This window comes from Ruegeria sp. (genome assembly GCF_040830605.1).
Lineage (GTDB): Bacteria > Pseudomonadota > Alphaproteobacteria > Rhodobacterales > Rhodobacteraceae > Ruegeria.
The window spans coordinates 458220-473767 of record NZ_JBFOMD010000003.1; the positions used below are offsets into that span (position 1 = coordinate 458220).

Below are 15548 nucleotides of genomic sequence, written 5' to 3' on the forward strand. Positions count from 1 at the left end.
TCAACGGCTCCGGGTAATGTTCTGCGATAACTCCGCTCCAATAGTCGAAACTCGGTTGATCCAGCGCAAGGCCCCAGAAGCTGGGACCATGGAAACCAAACACAGTATCGGGGTCGATGCAGACATCCCCCGCGCCCAGGAACATGGTGCAGGACGACATGCAGACCCGACCACGGATCTCAACCCGGGTTCGGCGCGCACGCAACTGCCGGACCTGTTCGGCACGACGATCAATCCGGCCTCCGAAATCGCTGTTCACTACAAATGTTCGTGGCGCCTGCTCACTCGCGACCACTGGGTTCCACCCGACCGAGCCCACAGCTGCACACAATACTGCCTGCGCCAAACAGCGCATGTTTAGGAACCGGACCATACTCTCACCCCAATCCTTGCGATCCCACCGCCTCTGCAACAACTCCAAGGCTAGAAGCGCAAAACTTAACAGGTGTCTAAGTCTCAAATGATTGAAAAACATAAGGCAAAATCGAAATGAATGAGCGGGTTTCTCCAGATGTCTTTCGGACTACTCTGTCGCTAAATCGCATTAATGGCGGCCGTAATTCGGACGCCATATCAGGTTCCGAAAACTGGTTTGTCGCTCAACTTCGACCCAATGGCCGATTGCTTGCCGAAAGCAATCTCGTCCGCCAGGGCTACAAATCCTTCTGTCCGTCGCGGCTGGAAACTCTGCGTGTGCGGGGGCGGCACAAGACCGAGCCCCGGCCATTGTTTCCCGGCTACCTGTTCGTCCAGTTCGACCCGAAGCTCCCCGGCTGGCAAGCGATCAATTCCACACGGGGTGTCGCCCAACTTGTCCTGAACAACTCCCAAAACCCGCGCCCTCTGCCTGTGCCCTTCATGGCCGGACTGTTGGCACGCTGCGACCGGCATGGCCTTTTTATACCAAACGATGAATTTGCCGACGGCGACCGTATCCGAGTTCTGTCGGGACCATTTGCGAACATCCTAGCGACGGTTGAACGGCTTGATACAAATGCACGCCTGGAAGTGCTAATCAGCCTGATGGGACGCGATGTGCGTACTACTGTTCCCCGGGGGATCGTGCAACGGCTTGGGAGCAGACCAAGCGGCTGAATCCACCCTTGAACCCATCTGCGCGTCCGGGCGGAAACCCAGACGCACCGATGCACACTCAGATAACGGAAGCCTGACTAAGACCAACATCTCCGATATCAGCCGCCCAAAGACCGAATTGGGAGATATGCCCCATAAATGCAACGCCGATCTCAATCGGTGCACCTGCCAAATTGGCAATCGGTGGAGCAGAACCATCCGCAATCAGAGCATTGCCCTGATGTGCCCCGTTCAGCTGAGCTCCATGGCGTGACGCCACACTGAACGCCGTTCGACCGGGGCCAAAAACTCCTGCTATCGAGGACACTGAGCCAATCATTCCACCGCTGGCCTGAGTCGCTTCAAAACGACCCGCATCAGGCGCCAATGTGAGGATGTCCTGACGGAGTTGATTGTCCGAATCAGACCCCCATTGCAACAGAGACACCGCTCCGTCACCATCTCCTTCAGCATAGAGTACATCCCCTTTGATCGTCAGCGAAACGGCTGACGGCATTGACGAAAAGGGAAGACCGCCCGAAGGAACGCTCAGCTTCTCAGCCGCCCTTGTCACTGCTGATCCCGTTGTTGGGATGTAAGATGAGGGTGCCGTCCCCAACTCTAGCTGCGCACCCCAGATATACGTGTACCCTGCGGCAGTTGAAGACGTGTTCAGATCCTCTTCGGAGTTATAAATCTCAAACGCAGTATCCCCGTTCTGTGTTGCCGTAACGGTGACCGCACAGCGATACCAGCCATTGCCAGCATCCTCCATGCTGGCGTTGTGGATTGAATTCACACCTTCGGGAACCCCGTTCACAAGATCGAAATAGCTGTCCTTCGGCACCCCGGTCGTACGCTCACGCAGAAAGACAAAACCTCGATCCCCGGCTTTGGCGAACACGGAAAACGTCAGGACATCCCCCGCTGAGTAGTTGGCATTCTGGCGCACCGAACCGTCGTAGTTCGTTGCTGTGGTTGTAAAGCGGCAGCCCGAGACCGTGCCGTCAGGTGCCAAGACCTCATTCGCCGCAACACCGGCGCGGGTCTTGAACCAGATCGCCTGATCGAACGCACTCGACCAGGAGAAAAGATTTGTCCGCGCCTCACTTTCCACGAGCAGTCCTTTGACCACCCATTCTCCGTTATCCCGAACGTGATCAACCCGGGGAACACCCGCAGCCGCCACTCTCAGCACACCGGTTGCATCTGTAAAAGTCGCCTCCGAAGCTCTTTCAAACGCAAACAAATCCGCAAATCCGACGGCCGCATCTCCAGCCCCCTTGAAAGTGTTCAACGCGAAGTCACCCAGTAAATCCGGAGCGTATCCGTTTGCCTGGTACGCGACCCATTGGCTATTGGCGGGGCGTGCCGTCAGCCTGCTGCCATCGAAACGCCCCTTTTCGAAACGACCTCCTGCCAACATGAATCACCCGACCAACAGTGTGGCTTGTGCGTTGTCGCCAGCCATCCACAGGCGCTCTCCGGCTTTGAGTTGCATGGCGAATGACCGACTTGGCTGGACCGTATGCCCCTGCGAGGCGCCCAGAGCGGGAAAGGCATCATCGGTCGTGATTTCGAACTGAACTGACGACCCGCCGACATTGCTCAGCAGAATGTCCTGATCCGCGGACGCGGTATGCCGGTTTGCCGTGACCCAGTCAGAGGTCAACTTGAAGGTGGTGGAGGGCATGGGTTTCTCCTGTGTGTTTTCAGCGCTCATCATAAGCGCGGACAGGATACCGTTGCCCGAACGGCTGGTTTGCAGGTTGTTAGGGGTTGGGATCGACTCTAAATAGATGCCTACATACGTTGTAACACCTTGCAATTAATGAAAATTACAATCGCTTGCGTCACAACTATTTCACTTTGGTAACCCAAATGAACCCGACTGTTGAATTCCCGGACACGGCGTTGCACCATTCTCAACAAAGCTTCCGAGCGAAAATCGCGAGCGACCGTCAGCCCATAACCCCGCCGGAACGGACACGAGTTGCATGTTTTCAGAGTTGTTCAAACGATTGGCAGGCGGAACACCGCAGACCTCCTCCGAAGATCCATACCCTCCAATTGCACCAGACCATCGGTTCTATGCCGTCGGCGATATCCACGGGCGTCTGGATCTACTTGAAGAACTGCTGACCCAGCTTGACCCGGATTATCCCCTGGTTTTTGTCGGAGACTACATTGACCGCGGCGAAAACAGCGCGGGTGTTTTGCGCCGCTTACGCATTTTGGCACGCGATGAAAGACGGCAGGTCATTTGCCTCCTCGGAAACCACGAAGAAATGCTTTTGCGGTTTGTCGACGATCCCAAGCGCGTCGGACGACTGTGGCTCCAGAATGGCGGATTGCAGACTTTTGCAAGTTTCGGCGTGACCGACGTTACCGAGGTCACTAGCGGCGACGGTGCGGTCGCTGCTGCCGAAAGCCTTTCTGCAGCGATGGGTGAAGACTTGTTGGACTGGCTACGCACGCGCCCACTTACTTGGCAATGTGGTAATGTTATCGTCGCTCATGCGGCAATGGACCCGACCGTATCCGTGGCTGAGCAGGACCGGCGTGTGCTGCTTTGGGGGCGTCCGGCTTTAGGTGAGCACCGGCGACAGGACGGGTTTTGGCTCGTACACGGTCACACCATCGTACCTGAACCTTGCTTGCAGGATGGATTGATATCCATTGACACCGGCGCCTTTGTCACAGGTCAACTGACAGCGGCAGAGATTTCACGCGGGCGGGTCCGTTTCATAACGACGGGTGGTAGCAGCACGGAATACCACAAGAACAACTGAGGCGATTTAAATCACTTCCGCCGTTCAACACCATAAAACTGAGCACTACGCTGAATTTGTCATAACTTCTTATTAATATTAACGAAGTTTTTACTCATCCGATCGGATCATACCTTTGTGCCAGCGATCATGCGCGCGGATTTCGCCGCAGGTGGCCAGGCACAATCTTGAAGGTGAGACGGCGGGTACAGGAATGTTCGATTTTGAGGCGGTGCGTTCGGATCAAGAAGTTCCTGTCGAATTCACAACCTACAGCGCCCTGCGGTCAACAGAAACGTTCTTAATCTGCAAGCGTGGCTTCGATGTAGCGTTGGCAACTTGCCTGTTGCCAATACTGCTGACAACTGCTGCCGTTTTGATTGTGCTCAATCCCCTCCTTAATCGAGGCCCGTTGTTTTTTGCTCAAATCCGAATGGGGCGGGATTGCAAGCCCTTTGTCGCTTACAAGTTCCGAACAATGCGGACTGCGCGGCACGTAACCCGTAGGCCGCACGACCCGCCGGAGGCGCACCGCATCACCCGACTGGGACTATTTCTCCGTCAAACGCGCATCGACGAAATCCCCCAGATTATCAATGTCCTGAAAGGCGACATGAGCCTCATAGGGCCCCGTCCGGATTATTTCCACCATGCCCGCCACTATGTGCGGACCGTACCCGGCTACCGAACCCGACATACCGTCAAACCGGGAATAAGTGGTCTTGCGCAGACCGAGGTGGGGTACGCGCATGAGGCTGAAACTGTCGCCAACAAGGTTCGTGCAGACATTTACTACATCAACAACGCCGGCTTCCGGCTTGAGATGTGGATCTTTTGGCGCACGGTTCTGGTCGTATTTCGATTTGAGGGCACCTGAAACCACATGCGCAAGAAGCGAGAGTTGAACACCTGATGCTGGACCGTTCCACTTACCAGACGATCCAAACCGGCCAACCACCAGCGGCTGAGCCGGTAGAAGCCGATCTCCTTGACCTCTTCGTAACGCTGTGGCGCCACAAATGGGTGATTGCGATTTGTGCGGCCATCGTTGGCCTGATCGTCGGATACTATGCGTTTGCCGTCGCTAGCCCGAAATACGTCGCCACAGCCGCACTGGCCTTGCAGGCTCGCACCGAGCGGGTGGTTGATCTGGACAGCGTCATGCCAGGCCTGTCCACCGACCTTCCGGTTCTCAACACTGAGATCGAGGTTATCCGCTCACGGCAACTGCTTGAGCAATTGGTGACCGAACTTGACTTGCTCGGCGACCCTGAGTTCAACAAGGACTTACGCCCCGAGCCGATTATCTCGCTACAACGCTTCGGCTTGGAAGCCGACCCATCTCCAGCAACCACGATTGACGAAACAGTATCGGCGGTGGCGGACGCGATCGCGGTTAACAACCTTCCGAGTACCTATGTCTTTCATATCAGAGTCAAAACAGGCGACCCGCAAAAATCAGCCCTGATCGCGAACACTTTGGCGCAGCTTTATATCGAAGACCAGATCGACACCCGATTTCAGGCAACCGAAAACGCGATTGACTGGCTTTCGCAGCGCGTGGCCACACTCGAACTGGACATCATCGCAAAAGAAAACCAAGTCAAAGAACTGCGCGCCGCGTCGCAATTCGGCAGCGCCGAAGCCCTGCAAGCATTGAACCGCCAGTCCAAGGACATGCGCAGTCGATTGGCAGATATTCGGATCCGGCAAGTATCGACCAAGGCGCGTCTGACCCGAATAGAAGCGCTGAGGCAGGGCGGTGATGTCCAACAGGCAGCCGAGTTGGCAGATCCTGCACTCGATCACTTGGCCGAAGCCGTGACAGCCAACACATCAGGGTTGCCAAGCCAATTCAATGCTCGCCTTCAGAACCTTCACGCCGAAACTACCGCTGAATTGTCTCGCCTGACTCAGCAGGCAACCGGACTCGAAGCGTCGCTGGCGACTCTGCAAAAGGCATTCGAATCGCAATCGGCGGATCTGGTGCGACTTCGCCAGTTGGAGCGGGACGCCAACGCCACCAGCGTTCTGTACGAAACCTTCCTCGCACGCTTCAAGGAAACTGCCGTGCAGAGAGGGCTGCAACAGGCCGACAGCCGAATCCTCTCGAAAGCCACGCCCGGCGAATATGCCGAGCCCGCAAGGGTGCGGATACTCGCGATATCAATTCTCCTTGGGGCCGTGGTCGGTGCCGCGCTCATCCTGTTCCGACTTCGGCTCCAGACCGGGTTGTTCCGTACTGCGGAAGAGCTTGAGGCACAGTCGGGCCTTCCAGTGATCGGGCAGTTCCCTCGCATCCAAGTGCGGGACCGTCGTCAGCTTGTGCCGTACCTGCGCGACAGGCCGACATCTGTTGCTTCCGAAGCTGTTCGCAACCTGCGCACATCGCTCCTGCTTTGGGACCTCGAGGCTCCACCACAGATCATCTTGATTTCCTCTGCCGTTCCGGGAGAGGGAAAAACCACGAACGCCATTGCTCTTGCACAAAACCTCGCGGGTCTGGATAAACGCGTTTTGCTTGTCGAAGGCGATATCCGCCGTCGCACCTTTCACCAGTACTTCCCGGATTGTCCCGACACTGGATTGCTTGCAGCAATCTCCGGCAAACAGCCGCTGAAGCAAGTGATCCGGCATGATGCGGTGCTCGGCGCCGACGTCCTGGCCGGTGAGACATCTGACGTGAATGCGGCGGATGTATTCTCGTCAGCCTGTTTCCGGGCTTTCTTGAGGGAATTGCGCGCGCACTACGATCATATCGTGATTGATAGCCCACCGGTTCTGGTGGTCCCGGATGCACGCATCATCGGTCAATCGGCGGATGCGATACTCTTTTCAGTCGCCTGGAACCGAACCACGCGAACCCAAGTTGCAGACGCGTTGCAGCAGTTTTCCAGCATCAATCTGAGTGTCACGGGATTGGTGCTGTCCCAAATCGACGTTGCTCGGGCATGGAAGTATGGCGGGGCAGGGGGGTATGGCACCTACCCGCAATATTATGATGCCTGACAGACGGTCATCCGATCGCCGACTGCAAAAGAAGCCCTAACCGACGATCATCTGCTTCATGCGCAGGGCTTCATATTCGAGCTCCTTAAGGCGGAAGTGTACGACATCACCGATTGTGATCATGCCACAAAGGTTACCATCCTTCAGCACGGGCATGTGGCGGAACCGGCCTTCTGTCATCCGACTCAGGACATCCATCAGATAGTCGTCTGGTGAGCAGGTCTGAACATCGCGGGTCATCAGATCTTCAACCGATTGAGGCAGTGTTTGACCCGGTGTCTCGGCCATGCGCCGTACAATATCCCGCTCGGACAGAATCCCCATCAGCGCGCCGTTCTGATCGGTTACGACCAGAGCACCGATGTGTTTTTCCTTGAGCAAGCCGACCACCTCACGGATGGTCTCGGTCGGGCGCACCGAGAACACCGCATCACCCTTGCCTTCAAGCAGCTTTGAAACGGTTGTTTGCGTATGCGACAAATTCGACTCGGTCGTCTGGCTGTAAGTGACTTTCTCGGCCTTGTCGCCACGCTTGGGCGCTTGGTATGAGCTTGGAGCCATGATCGGTCTCCTCCTGTGCGGGAATTGGGTCTTCCCTTCCACCTTACCGCAGGGCTGTGATGTGTATAGAGTGAAATGCGTCACATCCCGCTTCAGGGGCGCAAATCAAAGGATATCAGCAGTTTGCAGAGTTTACACCTGACCCCTTTGACCGGAGCGCTCATCGTGTTTGCGGTGGTTGTGTGCGGCCACCGATTCCGGCTGGCTTGGAAGGAGCAAAGCCACGGCTGGCAGCGCCGTGCTTGGGTCTACGGCGTTCCGGCGGCGCTGGGGTTGATGGTGCTCGCTTTTCTGCCGCTTAAATACTGAGGTGGTTTGACTTCGAAAGGGGCCGCTGGCATACGCCGGGTGCTGTCTTCTCGGAGGTCCCCACCATGCGCCGCTGGTCTGCCCTGGCTCTGATCCTGCTCATCCCCGGTTGTCTGTTCGACAAGGAACCCGAGGTCGTCCGCCTGTCGGGCGAGACAATGGGAACCACCTACAACATTATCGCGATTGGCGAGGATCTGGACGAGGCAGAACTGGGTACTGCAGTGGAAGAAACCCTGGCCGCGGTGAACGCCAAAATGTCCAACTGGGACCCGAATTCCGAAGTATCGGTTTTCTCGGCCTCAGACAGTACCTCACCTGTCGAGGTTTCGGCCGAGTTCGCTACCGTGATCGCCGCTGCCAATGACGTGCACAGCAAAAGCGATGGCAAATTCGATATCACACTCGGGCCTCTGATCGAGCTTTGGGGCTTTGGTCCCCGCAAACCCGAAGACCCGGTGCCTTCAGACGAAGCCATTGCCGAAGCGCTCGAACGTGTGGGGCAGGGGAGCCTGCTGCAGCTTGACCAGTCGGGCAAAACACTGTCCAAGGCCGATGCGGGGGTCGGGATCAACCTTGCAGCCATAGCCAAAGGCTATGGCATCGACGCGATAGCGGAGGCGCTCGAAGCGGCGGGCATTGAGGATTATATGGTCGAGATTGGCGGCGACCTGGTGACCGGCGGTGAAAATGATGAGGGTGAGGCGTGGCGAATTGGCATCGAAAAGCCCGAGCCGGGTACGCAAACGGTGCAGTTGGTGATCCCCGTCAGTGATCTCGGCATGGCGACCTCGGGCGACTACCGAAATTTCTTTGAACAGGACGGAGTACGTTACTCCCACATTATCGACCCGACCACCGGGCGCCCGATCGCGCACGGGACGACCTCGGTAACGGTGGTGGCTGACAACGCGATGATGGCGGATGCCTGGGCCACAGCGATGCTGGCGATGGGCCAAGACGCCGGCATGAAGGTTGCCGAGGCCCATAAACTTGCCGTGTTCTTCATCTCGCGAGATGTGACAGATAGCGAAGAAGCCTATATCACTGTACAAAGCAGCGCGTTCAAGGATGTGCTGGCGCGGAACTGACCCGAACAGGCACTAGCGACCATGACCACTTTTCTTCTGGCTTTCGTACTTCTGCTGATCGTGATGGTCGGTATGTCGCTGGGTGTCATGCTGATGGGAAAGACGATCAAAGGTAGCTGCGGTGGACTCAACGCGATCTCAGGCGCCGACAAATGTGTGGTGTGCCAAAAGGACATCGACCCTGACAGCCCTTTGCGCGACCAACTGCAGTGTCCGCGCGCACTGAAAATGCTGGCCGACATGGACGAGTAAACGGAGCCCGCTTAGCTGGCGCCCATGCCGGTAAAGTGCGTCTATTGGGGGCTCAGCAACTCTTCCTCTAAACACACCGGTGCTGATTTCAGCAGTAAACTGCATGAGATCAGAGACACGTCGATCCAACTTGCTTCATCAGTTTTTATCGCCATAAACTTCCGCTCGGTCCGATTAAGGGAATCGAGGCACACGTTCGAGGCAGTCACTGGCAATTATTTACCATAATCATGATTATAAGGCTGCAAAGGCCGATGGGAGGCACATTCTGGAGTGGGTTGCGACAAATCCCATATCTTGCTGAAAAGAAAGGAGAACGGGCGACGTCAGACACGGACCTAGGGTTATCCGAGCGGCGTGCAATTGAGGACATGCTGAAAGCGCAAGTCCCGGTCGGCAAGATCGCAAACACGCCGGGCATAAATTCAGAAACGGCCGAAAACTAGCCACCTGACTCGACACAACCCCCGCCCGTTCGGCGGAAACGAATGCTAGGTCGCTCACGTCATCCTGTATCCAACATTCCTGAGCGTAACGATCCGCTGACCTTCTGCACCGATCTTGCGACGGAGACGCCCTACATAGACATCGACAACGTTTGTCAGCGGATCGGCATTCAGGCCCCAGACTGCGTTCAGAATCCGTTCTCGCGACAGAACGCGACCAACATTTGTCAGAAAGAGAAGGAGCAGATCGCGTTCCTTTTTGGACAACTGAATCTCTTCTCCGGCGATTGAGACCTGCAGCGATGTTCGATCGAAGGTCAACGTTCCACAAGTAATGATAGTGTCGCCAAGACCCGCCGCATACCCGTTGGCGCGGCGGTGCAGCGCCTCAACCCGAGCAATGAGTTCGTCGAAGTCGAAGGGTTTTGGCAGATAGTCGTCTGCCCCGATCTTCAACCCCTCTACTTTTTCCTCGGGACTATCTAGCGCTGTCAACATCAGAATGGGCGTCTTCGACTTGCGGGCTCGTAGCTTGCGACACACATCCTGCCCCTGAATGCCAGGCAACATCAGGTCCAGCAGAATGACATCATAGGTGTTGGTCGCGGCGTGTTCGAGAGCATCTTCGCCGCTTGCTGCATGATCGATGGACCAACCTTCTGCAGCCAGGCCGCGACGGATGAAATCGGCTACACGCGCCTCATCTTCGACAAGCAGGATGTTCATATACAGTACCACCACTGTCCGGCTCTCCCCCGATATCTAAACGCGACCTGTTGCATGACTTAATATCCTGTAATTGGTGTTCGTTTATGATCACTGAGCACTAAGCGGATTTGCGCGGTGTGTTGGTGGACACAATTTTCATCCGGGGCTCTTTTGGCAAAGCTATTACGATTTTCAGGCCGCCTTCGTCGCGATCCAGCAGGTCGACCGTGCCGCCATGGGCTTCGACAATGGACCTCACAACAGGCAGCCCAAGGCCGCTCCCCTCGATGCCCTGCCCCGACGCATTTGATCCGCGAAAGAACCGGTCGAACGCCTGCGACTTTTCCGCAGTGCTGAGGCCGGGGCCATCGTCTTCGATGGCAATAGTATACTCTGTTGGGCTTTCTTCCAATTTCGCTAATATAGTCGGACCGCCGTAGCGACGCGCATTTTGCAGCAGCGCGAGTACGGACTGGCGGAGCCGAACTTCGTCGGCGGGTGCACGGATTTGGGTATTGGGACTTTCGACCTCAACCTGACCCGGGAACATCGCCACGGCATCCCGCAACACTTTGCGCAGATCCGTCTCTTTCCGATCCAGCCTCAGTTGCCCGGCCTCAAAACGTGCCACGGTTAACATGTCATCGACAATCTGGTTTGTGTGCTTAGCGGAATCACGAATGCGCGCAAGGGAGTCTGAGACATCCGTACTCAACTTGCCCGATGTCCGCAGCGTGACGTCGGCCTCGCCAAGGATGATCGCTAACGGTGTTCGCAATTCGTGGCTGATATCCGCCATAAGCTGTTTCCGGTTTTCTTCGCCGGTCTCAAGTTTGTCGATCAGTTGTTGAAGTTCGGCTGTTCGTACTGCGACCGTCTCCTCGAGGTGCCTTTTCTGCTCCGCGCGGCTTACCTCGCGTGCGGCGAGACCTTCTGCCATGTTGTCCAAAACGCCGCCCAGATCCCGAAACTCCCGGCTCCCCCCCAGATTTACTGATTTAGAATAATCGCCGTTGCGCAAACGGCCTATGCCTTCTGACAGACGGATCAACGGCTGTCTGATCTGGCCATTGAACGACACCAGCGCCACCATCAGCGTCGCAAGCGCGACCAGTGTGATCAGGTAAACCAACTGCTTGTTCCAGGTCCGAAAAGCAGCTGACTCCGCAATCACCTCTTCGACTTCTTCCAGTTCTTCTTCGAGCGCCGCCTGGATCTTGCGATCAAGTTCATCGTCGATATCACCGTCCAGCAAGGCGGCCAAACGCTCGATCTGAACGAATGTCTCGATTGGATCGCCAGTTGCGGTAAGAGTCGCGATAGCCGCGTTGACGGACTGGATATCCCGTTCAATCTCGTCGAGAAGTTCCAGTTCCTCGATTTCCTCTTCGCCGGCCATCTGGATCTCGCGCGCAATGACGGTACGAATGTCCGCCAGATTCTGCGCGATCTTTGCCTTAAGGGCGCTCTCCCCTTTTCCACCGTCGCGATCCCCGATGAGCAAAGCATCACCGTGCTGCTTGAACAAACGATAGAGATTCGCCTCGAGCTTCAGGTGCAACCCGAATGATTCCTGTGCAAGCTGGGTGCGCGCATCCCACCAGCGGGACTTTTCAAGGCTATAGAGCGTGAGCCCCGCCAACCCCACCAAAAGGCCGATGATGACGGTGGCGTAGATTCCAAAGAGAGTAGATGAACGCATGTCAGATGACCTTCGAATTTTTCTTAAGACTATGAGCGTTTTCCGTTTCGACCAATATGACGGTTGCTGCGGACTGGCGGCGGAGAGTTTCCAACAAGTCGCTCCGTTTCCCACCTGACCACCACCTCAGCGAAGCAATGACGACCACGTCGGCCTCGCCCAACACGGCACGCGCCAGATCCAGCCTCATTGAATGCTCAGCAGACAAACCATTGCCATTCTCCGACAGGCGCTGGTCGAGGCCGCGGGGCGCGGCAAGAAGATCACCCAGACCAAAACGGCGAAGAACCTCGGCGACCTTCCGGTCGTTCGGGCGGTTGCGGCACATGAGTGTTGCGGACCGCCGCAAACTGCCTTGGAGCCCTATGTGATCATCTCCGATATAGGCGATCCGCGGGGTCTTCCGTTGCCCGTCATAAAGGACGTCCAGGCCTTCGTATTTATCGAGGCCGGAAATGCACCGCGCCAGGACACGGGCGTGTTCGCCGCGCATGCGGGTCACTGCGCCTTGCTTCGCCGTGAACGCTACTGGTTCGCGACCAAGTGTGCCGCGCACCTCGACGATCACTGACTTGTGCTTACGAGGCCTCCGTCGCTTTACGATCGGCTCCGAAAGCAGCCTTTCGGCTTTCCTCCGCGCCACCCGCCAGGCGCAATAGTGATCCCAGGCAGAGCAAAGCTCCTGCAGGGGCAGCGCGATCAGACCAAGAACAGAGAGGCTCGCCGCAACACTTGCTGGTGCGATGCCGCTCCGGCCGGCAAGCCAGAGCATCAGGAGACCGGAAAGAGCGACGCCCGTCTGTAGAATGGCCTGCAGGCTGGATGTCTTGCCACGACGAGCCAAAGCGTCGTTTCGCAGCGATGCGCCCTGGGCGTCAAGCCTGCGAAGCTCTTTGTCCGTCCGCCCCAAAAGATCCAGCTCTGGTGCGATGGCAATGCGCTCGATCATGGAGATCGCTATGCTGGCTCTGCGCCGCCTGAGCTGGCTGTGACGGCGCCCCAAATGCCAGGCAGTAGCACCCATGACAAGCAAAGCAACACCAAGTGGCACAAGACCGACACCTGCAAGAACGGGATTGAGAGCGAATAAGATTGCAATCGCGCCGGGTAGGACAACAGAGGCAGACAATACATCGGGCAATCCGCGCCCGAACCACAGGCGCGCGGCCGACAAATCGCCGACAAATCTCAATGACAAAGCCCCGACACGACGCTGTTCGTGCCGAGATTTCGGCAGGCGCGCAATCTGCTGATACAGCGCGCGCCGCAGCGAAATTGCGTAACTCTGTCCCAATGCCTCTGCACGGTAACGAGATACAAGAAAACACAAGGCGGCAATCACACCAGAGACTGACAATTCCATCACCGTGCTGACCGCCAAGCCGTTGCCGGAATGCAGAGCGGCGAAACCGTCACGTGTGGCGAATGCTGCCACCGCCAGGGCCGCCGCCTGCCCTATTCCGCAGGAAACCACGAGGACCGCGTCGATGACGCGGTCCCTTGTGGTGAGTGGTGGAAGGACAGTCATGCGGCCACATCTTCCGGTTCGCCACGCATCAGAGGTGCGACATGACGCGCGATCACTTCGGGCGACCACAGGTCCTCACGCGACAAGATCGGTCGACCGGTGACTTCGGCGGCTTCTGCCGCCGCCATTGGCGAGCAGCTGATCATTCCGGAGATGGCAAAGGGGCTGAGCCCTACCCTCTTCAACACTGTCACACCGCCCAATGCACTGAGCGCGTCAGGTGCCGCAAAAAGGATGCCGTCCAGCCGGTCGCGGATGCAGGAAGACTGCAGGATTGCGCGCGTTTCCTGTTGGAAAACGCCGTCTGCAATCTCGACGACGACCACTTCGGCCCCCCGCTCTGCGGCGGTGGCGACCAAAGTGTCGAAACCCGCTTCGATCCGTTCCAATGGCGTGCGGAAGGTTGTCGCCATGCCCACGTCGGTAAAGTCCAACGCAGGGGCGCCCCCGTCCTCGAAACTGTTGAAATCGCCGAAAGCTCCAGTGCCGGTAGCCTTGACGCCAGCCACAGCATAACCCGCACGCATGAGGCCATGCCCAAGGCTTGAGGCCGCTGTTGTCTTGCCGGAGTTCATCGACGCGCCGAAAACTCCGATGACCGTTACACGATCATTGGCCGGCAAGGCAGGCAGCGCATAGTCGGCAACGTTGATCGTATGGCCCGTCGCATTGGTCAAAAGACCCAACGGCTTCAACCGGGTTGGATCGTCCATGAATTCATGGGCGGCATCAACCCGACCAGCGACGCCGCCGCCTGCCACAAGGTCGATGAGATCGTCGTCAATGACCGCGCTGGCGAGAAACTGGTCAGGTGCGTAGCGGTCACCAAGACAAAGCACAACGAAGTCACCCGGATAGCTGATCGAGGCACGCCTTTCGGCCAGCTGAATTTTTTTGTGGTGCCCGATTTCGACGATTTCGCAGAGAATTAGGTCACCTGCTTTCGCATGGCGCAATTGAGTGGAGAGGCCATGCACATCTGAACGATTAACCCTCCGAGTTGTGAAGGCCCATTTTGCGATCTCGCAGATGGACGGAGTGATTTGGGAAAGTTGTTTCATGCCTTGCTCCCTAGCTGGCGTTTCGCTGCATCGCTTTTGCCAGCCTGTTGTGAGAACAATCGCAAAGCCTGATGAAAGCGTTGCATGCAATCAGATGAACATCAGATGAACGCGTATTAGGGATGAGTGGAAACCCCCTCATACGATCCAGCATTTTCACTAGGATTCAGTTTGCCCAGCTGCGAGGCCGCGCACAATGAAATAACGATATTTTTTTGTTGTAAATCAAAGTATTATATGCTTTAATTGAAGTGGAATGAGATTAGCTCTGCCTGACCAGTCGCCGGTTCATTTGCAGTGAGATTCGTTCGCTCTAGTCGTCGCCATTATCCCCGTCGCCATCGCCATTGTTGTCATCGTCGCGATCATCGTCGTCGTTCCGATCATCTCTGTCGTCGCCATTGTACCGATCGTCATCCCGGCTTGATCGCAGTTCGGGTATGGTCAACCGGGCATCTCCGTTATGATCGGACCTTTCGAGCAGCCTTCTCGCACCAGCCTGACCAAAGGCGTCGACAAGTTCATTAAAGCTCAACACACCGTCGGCATTCCTGTCCACGGACCGAAAGCTTGCGGTTTGCGCACTCGCTTGCGCCGTCAAACCGAAACCGATCAGTAACGCGACGACTATACACAACGCAGTTGGCAATCTGCCGTGCGTCTTCCTGATCTTATGCACCCCCCAACAATCATGCTTTGACACTGATATACCCTGCTCGCCAATACATGCTTCAAACCAGCGTCTCGCCGGTCCGAACCAACAATATTACTCCAAAAGATGAAACGCACTCTTTCAGAAAGATGAACGTGAGATGAACGCGGTAGTCGGTCATTTCTTCTGTCTCACTCATCGCACTTTTTCTTGGCACGTGTAATCGAAGTGTCAGGGTTGTGAACCCAACTCAGTAGACGGCACGCTCAGCCTTCGCAACTCGCAAGAAGCCGGTTGTCATAAAACGTTCATAAACCTCGGCATCTGCCGTTCATCACACTGACCGCACGGTCGTCAGCCCCCGCCTCTATTCAATTCGCCATC

At 56.6% G+C, this 15548-nt stretch carries 16 protein-coding genes; 8 read left to right on the forward strand and 8 right to left on the reverse strand.

The features are described 5' to 3' along the window. Window positions 1-88: 88 nt before the first annotated feature. Both AB3N21_RS06155 and AB3N21_RS06160 read left to right on the forward strand, forming a co-directional pair. Window positions 89-361, forward strand: coding sequence for a hypothetical protein (locus tag AB3N21_RS06155; RefSeq protein WP_367934382.1), 273 nt, complete (start codon window positions 89-91; stop codon window positions 359-361). 128 nt (window positions 362-489) lie between these two features. After that, complete coding sequence (locus tag AB3N21_RS06160) at window positions 490-1095, forward strand: transcription termination/antitermination protein NusG (protein ID WP_367934383.1); 606 nt, start codon at window positions 490-492, stop codon at window positions 1093-1095. Between the two features lie 58 nt (window positions 1096-1153). Here AB3N21_RS06160 and AB3N21_RS06165 read toward each other — a convergent pair whose 3' ends face one another. Together AB3N21_RS06165 and AB3N21_RS06170 are read right to left on the reverse strand one after the other, a co-directional pair. Next, the gene (locus AB3N21_RS06165) at window positions 1154-2500 is read right to left on the reverse strand and encodes a hypothetical protein (protein WP_367934384.1); all 1347 of its coding nucleotides are present in this window, start codon (window positions 2498-2500) and stop codon (window positions 1154-1156) included. 3 nt (window positions 2501-2503) lie between these two features. After that, window positions 2504-2767 (reverse strand): hypothetical protein, encoded by a 264-nt coding sequence (locus tag AB3N21_RS06170; RefSeq protein WP_171173382.1) that lies wholly within the window; start codon window positions 2765-2767, stop codon window positions 2504-2506. 304 nt (window positions 2768-3071) lie between these two features. On the opposite strand from AB3N21_RS06170, the gene AB3N21_RS06175 reads away from it, so the two are divergent. The 3 genes from AB3N21_RS06175 to AB3N21_RS06185 all read left to right on the forward strand — a co-directional run bounded on the left by AB3N21_RS06175 (window position 3072) and on the right by AB3N21_RS06185 (window position 6854). Beyond that, window positions 3072-3866, forward strand: a complete 795-nt coding sequence (locus tag AB3N21_RS06175) for a metallophosphoesterase family protein (RefSeq protein ID WP_367934385.1) — start codon at window positions 3072-3074, stop codon at window positions 3864-3866. Window positions 3867-4059: 193 nt separating this feature from the next. After that, window positions 4060-4722 (forward strand): sugar transferase, encoded by a 663-nt coding sequence (locus AB3N21_RS06180; RefSeq protein ID WP_367934386.1) that lies wholly within the window; start codon window positions 4060-4062, stop codon window positions 4720-4722. 35 nt (window positions 4723-4757) lie between these two features. Continuing rightward, a complete protein-coding gene (locus AB3N21_RS06185; RefSeq protein WP_367934387.1) occupies window positions 4758-6854 on the forward strand; it encodes a GumC family protein in 2097 nt (698 codons plus the stop codon). A 36-nt stretch (window positions 6855-6890) separates the two neighbouring features. Here the strand turns inward: AB3N21_RS06185 and AB3N21_RS06190 are convergent, their stop codons facing one another. After that, window positions 6891-7415 carry a CBS domain-containing protein gene (locus AB3N21_RS06190; protein ID WP_367934388.1) on the reverse strand — a complete coding sequence of 175 codons (525 nt, stop codon included), beginning with the start codon at window positions 7413-7415 and terminating at the stop codon, window positions 6891-6893. A gap of 147 nt (window positions 7416-7562) precedes the next feature. On the opposite strand from AB3N21_RS06190, the gene AB3N21_RS06195 reads away from it, so the two are divergent. The 3 genes from AB3N21_RS06195 to nqrM all read left to right on the forward strand — a co-directional run bounded on the left by AB3N21_RS06195 (window position 7563) and on the right by nqrM (window position 9067). Beyond that, window positions 7563-7724: a hypothetical protein gene (locus tag AB3N21_RS06195; RefSeq protein ID WP_367934389.1), complete on the forward strand. Its 162-nt coding sequence runs from the start codon at window positions 7563-7565 to the stop codon at window positions 7722-7724. A 65-nt stretch (window positions 7725-7789) separates the two neighbouring features. Next, the gene (locus tag AB3N21_RS06200; protein WP_367934390.1) at window positions 7790-8815 is read left to right on the forward strand and encodes an FAD:protein FMN transferase; all 1026 of its coding nucleotides are present in this window, start codon (window positions 7790-7792) and stop codon (window positions 8813-8815) included. A gap of 21 nt (window positions 8816-8836) precedes the next feature. After that, on the forward strand, window positions 8837-9067 hold the full coding sequence (gene nqrM, locus AB3N21_RS06205; protein WP_367934391.1) for a (Na+)-NQR maturation NqrM: 231 nt from the start codon (window positions 8837-8839) through the stop codon (window positions 9065-9067). Between the two features lie 500 nt (window positions 9068-9567). Here nqrM and AB3N21_RS06210 read toward each other — a convergent pair whose 3' ends face one another. The 5 genes from AB3N21_RS06210 to AB3N21_RS06230 all read right to left on the reverse strand — a co-directional run bounded on the left by AB3N21_RS06210 (window position 9568) and on the right by AB3N21_RS06230 (window position 14960). Further along, window positions 9568-10239, reverse strand: coding sequence for a response regulator transcription factor (locus tag AB3N21_RS06210; protein ID WP_367934392.1), 672 nt, complete (start codon window positions 10237-10239; stop codon window positions 9568-9570). A 100-nt stretch (window positions 10240-10339) separates the two neighbouring features. Then, window positions 10340-11923, reverse strand: a complete 1584-nt coding sequence (locus AB3N21_RS06215; protein WP_367934393.1) for an ATP-binding protein — start codon at window positions 11921-11923, stop codon at window positions 10340-10342. Window position 11924: 1 nt separating this feature from the next. Then, complete coding sequence (locus AB3N21_RS06220; protein ID WP_367934394.1) at window positions 11925-13451, reverse strand: ABC transporter transmembrane domain-containing protein; 1527 nt, start codon at window positions 13449-13451, stop codon at window positions 11925-11927. Continuing rightward, window positions 13448-14512, reverse strand: a complete 1065-nt coding sequence (locus tag AB3N21_RS06225) for a hypothetical protein (RefSeq protein WP_367934395.1) — start codon at window positions 14510-14512, stop codon at window positions 13448-13450. The genes AB3N21_RS06220 and AB3N21_RS06225 overlap by 4 nt, the downstream gene beginning before the upstream one ends. A 313-nt stretch (window positions 14513-14825) precedes the next feature. Beyond that, window positions 14826-14960 carry a hypothetical protein gene (locus tag AB3N21_RS06230; protein WP_367934396.1) on the reverse strand — a complete coding sequence of 45 codons (135 nt, stop codon included), beginning with the start codon at window positions 14958-14960 and terminating at the stop codon, window positions 14826-14828. Between the last annotated feature and the right edge of the window lie 588 nt (window positions 14961-15548).

Coding starts and splice junctions, on each gene's coding strand:
- AB3N21_RS06180 (WP_367934386.1), top strand. CDS start 4,060: ATGTTCGATTTTGAGGCGGTGCGTTCGGATCAAGAAGTTCCTGTCGAA.
- AB3N21_RS06155 (WP_367934382.1), top strand. CDS start 89: ATGGAAACCAAACACAGTATCGGGGTCGATGCAGACATCCCCCGCGCC.
- AB3N21_RS06225 (WP_367934395.1), bottom strand. CDS start 14,512: ATGAAACAACTTTCCCAAATCACTCCGTCCATCTGCGAGATCGCAAAA.
- AB3N21_RS06215 (WP_367934393.1), bottom strand. CDS start 11,923: ATGCGTTCATCTACTCTCTTTGGAATCTACGCCACCGTCATCATCGGC.
- AB3N21_RS06220 (WP_367934394.1), bottom strand. CDS start 13,451: ATGACTGTCCTTCCACCACTCACCACAAGGGACCGCGTCATCGACGCG.
- AB3N21_RS06190 (WP_367934388.1), bottom strand. CDS start 7,415: ATGGCTCCAAGCTCATACCAAGCGCCCAAGCGTGGCGACAAGGCCGAG.
- AB3N21_RS06175 (WP_367934385.1), top strand. CDS start 3,072: ATGTTTTCAGAGTTGTTCAAACGATTGGCAGGCGGAACACCGCAGACC.
- AB3N21_RS06210 (WP_367934392.1), bottom strand. CDS start 10,239: ATGAACATCCTGCTTGTCGAAGATGAGGCGCGTGTAGCCGATTTCATC.
- AB3N21_RS06185 (WP_367934387.1), top strand. CDS start 4,758: ATGCTGGACCGTTCCACTTACCAGACGATCCAAACCGGCCAACCACCA.
- AB3N21_RS06200 (WP_367934390.1), top strand. CDS start 7,790: ATGCGCCGCTGGTCTGCCCTGGCTCTGATCCTGCTCATCCCCGGTTGT.
- AB3N21_RS06165 (WP_367934384.1), bottom strand. CDS start 2,500: ATGTTGGCAGGAGGTCGTTTCGAAAAGGGGCGTTTCGATGGCAGCAGG.
- AB3N21_RS06160 (WP_367934383.1), top strand. CDS start 490: ATGAATGAGCGGGTTTCTCCAGATGTCTTTCGGACTACTCTGTCGCTA.
- nqrM (WP_367934391.1), top strand. CDS start 8,837: ATGACCACTTTTCTTCTGGCTTTCGTACTTCTGCTGATCGTGATGGTC.
- AB3N21_RS06170 (WP_171173382.1), bottom strand. CDS start 2,767: ATGCCCTCCACCACCTTCAAGTTGACCTCTGACTGGGTCACGGCAAAC.